Below are 4,771 nucleotides of genomic sequence, written 5' to 3' on the forward strand. Positions count from 1 at the left end.
GATTGGTATAGAAAGGGTATACAAATAATTGATTAATAGTGTAATACAACAACGCTAAAAATGTTAAAAATGGGGTTTCGAGGCGAAAGAAAGAGAAATAGGCGATAGACCTTAGTCCGTAGGCACTAGGAGGGAGTATGACGGAAAAAGGAAGAAATGACGAGTGACAAATGAGAAATGACAAAAGTAGTGGGAGAGTGTAATTGGTGCAACAAAGAGATAAACAAAAAGGTAAAGCGAGGTATGTTTTGGCTCATAAAATAAAAAAACACATCAAGATACTTGCAAATACAATTAATATTCGTACCTTTGCACCCTGAAAAGTTAGAAGTTTTTATACCTTAATACACTTACTGATAAAAATGTTTAGTGAAACCACCCCTAATTCAAAAATCTTTGCTTGCTCTAAAAGCATAGAGCTGGCTGAGAAAATTGCGCAAAAATACGGTACTCAGCTCGGTGAAGTTAAACTTTCTTATTATAGTGATGGTGAATTTCAGCCCTCTTATGAAGAATCGATTAGAGGGGCACGCGTTTTCTTAATATGCTCTACTTTCCCTAATTCGGATAACTTGATGGAGCTTTTACTAATGATAGACGCTGCCAAACGCGCTTCGGCAAGACACATCACAGCAGTAATGCCTTACTTTGGGTGGGCTCGCCAAGATAGGAAAGATAAACCCAGAGTGCCAATAGGGGCAAAATTGGTGGCTAATCTTTTGCAAGCGGCAGGTGCTACTCGTATTATGACGATGGACTTGCACGCTGACCAAATTCAAGGATTCTTTGAGCGCCCCGTAGACCATCTTTTTGCTTCGAGCATTTTCTTGCCTTATTTACAGGGGTTGCACTTAGACAATTTGTGTATTGCTTCGCCCGATATGGGAGGCTCTAAAAGGGCTTATGCTTATTCTAAGTTCTTGAAATGTGATGTGGTGATTTGCTATAAACAGCGCAAACAAGCCAATGTGATTGAAACAATGGAGCTCATAGGTGAAGTAGAGGGTAAAAACGTAGTATTGGTAGACGATATGGTAGACACGGCAGGTACTTTGGTGAAAGCTGCCCAACTGATGAAGGACAGAGGAGCTGTAAGTGTAAGAGCAGTAGCTACTCACCCTATACTGAGCGGGAACGCATATGAGCGCATAGAGAATTCGGCTTTAGAAGAGCTTATTGTGACTGATTCGATTCCACTAAAGCAGCCTTCGAGCAAAATAAAAGTACTGAGTTGTGCTGATCTTTTTGCTGATGTAATGCATCGCGTACACCACAACGAGCCTATCAGTTCTAAATTTATAATGTAGCAAGGTGAAAGGTAAAAAGAAAAGGTAAGAATTGATGTTTAATATCTAACAAAACCTAACGCCTAAGAACAAGTAACTTAATAATTATTTATAAATAAATGAAATCAATTACAATCAAAGGATCTCAAAGAGAAAGCGTGGGCAAAGCTGCAAGCAAAGCCTTACGTAATGCTGGACAGGTTCCTTGCGTACTATACGGGGGAGACAATGTTCTGCATTTTTCAGCACCTGAATTAGCATTCAAAAACATCGTGTACACTCCTAACGTATACACCGCTGCGATTGAATTGAATGGTAAAACTTATAACGCCATTCTGCAAGACATTCAGTTTGACCCTGTATCTGATAAAATTATCCACATCGATTTTTATCAGCTTCACAAAGACAAAGAAATCACTATTGAAGTGCCAATTCAAATTGAGGGGACTTCACCAGGTATTATGGCAGGGGGTACTTTGCGTATTGTGAACCGCAAACTAAAAGTAAAAGCTCTTCCTGACAATTTACCTGATTTTGTTCCTGTAGATATTTCGGGCTTAGAAATGGGTAACAAGCTATATGTTACTAAATTAGCACAAGATAAATACAAGATTATGCACCCAGATAATACTGTGGTTTGCCAGGTGAGAGTATCGCGTGCTGCGATGAAAGCTGCACAAGATGCTGCAAAAGCTGAAAAAGCTGCCACTAAGAAATAACTTTTAACAAGTAGACTTTCTATAAAAAAGCCATAACAAACAATTGTTTGTTATGGCTTTTTTATTGCAGTTTAGCAAGTTCTCTTTTTCTCATAGCATTCATTTAGTTGCTTTTTCTAAAAGTAATAGCATAAAATTTATTATCCCAAAACAACTCTGTTTTCTTTTCAGCCACTGAAGTAGGAATACATTGTTCTATGACATTCAAATCGACTGTTTTGCCTTCAAAATAAGATTTGGAGAAGACACTTTTCTTGTATTGGGTCTCCACAAAGTCGGCTGTTTCATCTGCAATAAGCAATTTGCTTCCTGTTTTAGCAACTCTAAGCATTTCGTTTATGGCAAGCGCTTTATCATTGAAAAAATTGATACCTCCGTTGTGAAAAACAATATCAAAAGTATTATCGGCAAAGGGTAATTCCTCGGCGGGGCACTGCACGAGTGTAAGGTTTGTTTTCTTTTGCCACTCCTTTTTGCACTTTTTAAGCATTCCCATTGAGATATCTGCTCCTACAAGGTCTATCGTTTTCAAATCAATCCCTTGTGGCAGGTAATGCAAGTCAGCCCCCGTACCTATGGAAACATAAAGTACCGAAATATTGTTCTTCCATTCCAAACGGCTCATCAACTCGGTACGTAGATGATCAATAGCGTGTCCATACTTGAGTCTTCCTATCCATTTCTCTCCAAAATCATAGAAAAAAGACATCCAATCGTACATTTTCATATACTTTTGGTTATCTCCACTAATGAAATAGTCATTCATATAGCACAAAATACCATTTTCTTGTTTCAAATCTTCTACTTTTATATCAGATTTTAGCTTTTGAGATATATCTGTCATCATACTTAATTATTTAAATGAGTTTTATAATCCGTATTTTTTCCAGCCTCCGTCACGCCATTGGCACTCGTCAATCTTCCAAATACCGTCTTTTCGGATAATCAGGAAGCGATACTGAAAGTTTAACTCGTCTTGGGTGTAAATATATATCTTATTCTTGGTAAGAGTTTCACTATCTATAATTTGATGATTGCCATAGGTACCACCTTTTGTCATAGAAAAGCTAATCCCCTCAGGACGATAGCCTATGCGACGTTTGTCGGTGCAATATTTTTTAAAAATCGCTTTACATTTTTCTTCTATCAAAAGGTCATCCACTTCTGTTTCATCATTTTTTGTAGCGAATTCTTCCCACTGGGTCATCGCCGAGAAAAAGTTTAAGAGCAATTGTTTGACTACTTGCAAATCATCAGCATTGGTAGTAGTAGGTTTCTTCTTTCCCGCTGTGCGCTGGGCTTGCTCAAAGGTTTTTATTTGTTCCTCGGTGAAAAACTTATCGAGATAGAACTTTATTCTGCTATAATGCGCCACAGCCATTAGCCCCTCGAAAGTAATGCGGGTATGGCGCAATGAAATAGACTTCAAGCGAGGCACTTGCAAGACGATTTTCAAGGTTTCATCGGTTACGGGGCAACCGTCCAACGAAATGTGGTCAACAGGTTTCGAGGTAAAGTATTTGAAGCCTTCGCCTGTGAGTTGCTTATTGTCTTCTAAAAAAAGAAGTTTTAGCTTGGGCAAAGTAGCCAAGTATTTGAGGGCTTCATCGGTAATATCAGTATTAATAAAACCCATATTTACTAAGGATTTTACTTTCACTATCTGCTCTACCATCGCATCGGTGAGGGCAACATCTTTATAATGATGCCCTTTGCAGAAGCGCTCTTCGGTTACTTCTTTTAAAGCGGCTTCTAAGGTAATAGGGTGTTTGTAAGCTGCCATAGTAATGTGATTGTTATGAGTGCAAAAGTAGACAAAATAGCATTTAAAAACAAAAAAATATGAATAGTTTCTTGCTAATACTTAATTATTTGCTATCTTTGCGGGCGTGATGAATATGAAGATATTAGAAACACCTTATGGAATATGCCATTTGAGCGTTGTTCCCGTACGTTTAGAGCCCTTTGAGGGGGCTGAGATGATTACGCAATTACTCTTCGGAGAGTTGTTGCAAGTAATTGATAAAGAAGAGCATTGGAGCTATGTACGCTTGCTGTTCGACAATATCGAAGGCTGGGTGGCCAACAGTCAGTTTACGGAAATTTCGGATAAAGACTACAAAAAATCTTTAAAAAAGAAAGAAAAATACGCTCACCGATGGCTTACAAAGCTCCGTTTGAAAACCGGAGACAACCTTTTTCTGCACATACCCAAAGGTGCTACCTTTTCTCACAATCATCTATTACAAACTTCACAATCTACCCAAAGAATACCTCATCAAGGCATTATTCCCACTGCTTTGGAATATTTAAACGTACCTTTCTTAACAGGAGGCAAAACTCCCTTTGGGATAGATGCCGCCGGATTGGTGCAAATGGTTTTCAAACTCAACGGCATACACCTGCCTCGTACGGCTAAAAAACAGGCTACTTGTGGTGTTTCTCTTAGTTTTATAGAAGAATGCCAAGCAGGTGATTTAGCTTTTTTTGACGACGAAGAAGGCAATATCATTCACGTAGGCATTCTCTTAGGCGACAACAGGATTATTCACTCTTTTGGCAAAGTGCGCATCGACCGTTTAGATCATATCGGTATTTTTAATAGTGAACTGCGCAATTACACTCACCAACTACGCCTCTTGCGAAGAATCTCAACGACTGAAAAGTAGTATAAATTCGAGATTCCTACATCTTAGGCTCGTTTATCGTTCATCTGCTCGTGCAGCTCGTACCGTCTTTTGTTCGTCTTTTGTTTGTCTTTTGTTC

5 protein-coding genes are annotated in these 4,771 nt (G+C 38.7%); 3 read left to right on the top strand and 2 right to left on the bottom strand.

Translation table 11 applies throughout. The annotated features are described in order from the left end of the window. Positions 1-362 precede the first annotated feature (362 nt). The gene (locus HMPREF9078_RS00415) at positions 363-1,307 is read left to right on the top strand and encodes a ribose-phosphate pyrophosphokinase (RefSeq protein ID WP_009418739.1); all 945 of its coding nucleotides are present in this window, start codon (positions 363-365) and stop codon (positions 1,305-1,307) included. A 98-nt stretch (positions 1,308-1,405) separates the two neighbouring features. Next, positions 1,406-2,005 carry a 50S ribosomal protein L25/general stress protein Ctc gene (locus HMPREF9078_RS00420; RefSeq protein ID WP_009418740.1) on the top strand — a complete coding sequence of 200 codons (600 nt, stop codon included), beginning with the start codon at positions 1,406-1,408 and terminating at the stop codon, positions 2,003-2,005. Positions 2,006-2,108: 103 nt separating this feature from the next. Here the strand turns inward: HMPREF9078_RS00420 and HMPREF9078_RS00425 are convergent, their stop codons facing one another. Both HMPREF9078_RS00425 and HMPREF9078_RS00430 read right to left on the bottom strand, forming a co-directional pair. Next, entirely contained in the window at positions 2,109-2,852 is a 744-nt protein-coding gene (locus HMPREF9078_RS00425) for a class I SAM-dependent methyltransferase (protein ID WP_009418741.1), read from the bottom strand. Positions 2,853-2,873: 21 nt separating this feature from the next. Beyond that, entirely contained in the window at positions 2,874-3,788 is a 915-nt protein-coding gene (locus tag HMPREF9078_RS00430; protein ID WP_009418742.1) for an NTF2 fold immunity protein, read from the bottom strand. Positions 3,789-3,897: 109 nt separating this feature from the next. Here HMPREF9078_RS00430 and HMPREF9078_RS00435 point away from each other — a divergent pair, with 109 nt between their 5' ends. After that, entirely contained in the window at positions 3,898-4,674 is a 777-nt protein-coding gene (locus HMPREF9078_RS00435) for a C40 family peptidase (protein ID WP_009418743.1), read from the top strand. Positions 4,675-4,771: the final 97 nt, after the last annotated feature.

The organism is Capnocytophaga sp. oral taxon 380 str. F0488, assembly GCF_000318255.2.
GTDB lineage: Bacteria > Bacteroidota > Bacteroidia > Flavobacteriales > Flavobacteriaceae > Capnocytophaga > Capnocytophaga ochracea.

Bases quoted from the DNA above. Each gene is read 5' to 3' on its own strand.
- HMPREF9078_RS00415 (WP_009418739.1), top strand. From the start codon at position 363: ATGTTTAGTGAAACCACCCCTAATTCAAAAATCTTTGCTTGCTCTAAA.
- HMPREF9078_RS00420 (WP_009418740.1), top strand. From the start codon at position 1,406: ATGAAATCAATTACAATCAAAGGATCTCAAAGAGAAAGCGTGGGCAAA.
- HMPREF9078_RS00425 (WP_009418741.1), bottom strand. From the start codon at position 2,852: ATGATGACAGATATATCTCAAAAGCTAAAATCTGATATAAAAGTAGAA.
- HMPREF9078_RS00430 (WP_009418742.1), bottom strand. From the start codon at position 3,788: ATGGCAGCTTACAAACACCCTATTACCTTAGAAGCCGCTTTAAAAGAA.
- HMPREF9078_RS00435 (WP_009418743.1), top strand. From the start codon at position 3,898: ATGAATATGAAGATATTAGAAACACCTTATGGAATATGCCATTTGAGC.